This window comes from Aeromicrobium sp. PFPM2_SD2 (genome assembly GCF_057364525.1).
This window is the reverse complement of record NZ_JBNFNZ010000693.1, coordinates 1-822: the sequence shown is the minus strand read 5'-3', so window position 1 is coordinate 822 and position 822 is coordinate 1. Positions and strand designations below refer to the sequence as shown.

The 822-nt window shown below is 76.2% G+C and carries 1 protein-coding gene; it reads right to left on the bottom strand.

Annotated features, from left to right (window positions below; genetic code table 11):
- Positions 1–822, bottom strand: an 822-nt coding sequence (locus AC2W7G_RS17520; protein WP_485869560.1) for an aminotransferase-like domain-containing protein, incomplete at both ends; no start/stop codon positions are given.

Genomic DNA, 822 nt, shown 5'->3' with positions numbered 1-822 from the left:
CTCCGCCCCGAGCCGGGGCAGGTGCTCGCGCAGCTCGGCGACGAGGTGGTCGCGCGCCGTGCGCGCCGTCGTCCGGCGGTGCTCGGCGTCCGCGCCGTCGCCCTGCAGGAGGCTGGCGAGCACGAGCTGCTCGAAGGCGGACGAGCCCAGGTCCATCGTCATGCGGCGCTGGAGCACCGGCGTCACCAGGCGCCGGGGGAGCCGGGCCCAGCCGATGCGCAGCCCGCCCCAGAACTCCTTCGACGCCGACCCGACGAGCACGGCCCGGGAGTCGAAGGACGCGAACGACGGCGGCAGCTCGACCTGCTCGAGGTTCACCTCGCGCAACGACTCGTCCACGACCGGCAGCACGTCGTGGCGGCGCAGCAGCCGCGCCCACGCGACGCGCGTCGGCTCGTCCATGACCGCGGCGGTCGGGTTGTGGAAGTCGGGGATCAGGTAGGCCAGCGTGTGCCGCGCCCCGCCGAGCAGCGCGCCGAGGGCCTGGACGTCCCACGGGTGCTCGGCCACCGGCAGGGGCGCCAGACGGCCGCCGCTGGCCACGATCGCGTCGTAGGCGTGCGGGTACGACAACCCCTCCACGACGACCCGGTCCCCGGGCGACAGGAAGGTGCGGAACGTGAGCGACAGCGCGCCCATCGCCCCGTTGGTGACGACGACCTGCTCCGGGTCGGTGGGCAGCCCGCGGTCGCGGTAGCGCTGGGCGAGCAGCTCGCGCAGGACGGGCAGCCCGTCGGGGCAGGTAGCCGGTCGTCGAGAGCAGCGCCGGGCAGCTCCTCCTGGGGGCGGCGGCGAAGGGCCCGGGGGCCAGTCCCGGCGGCC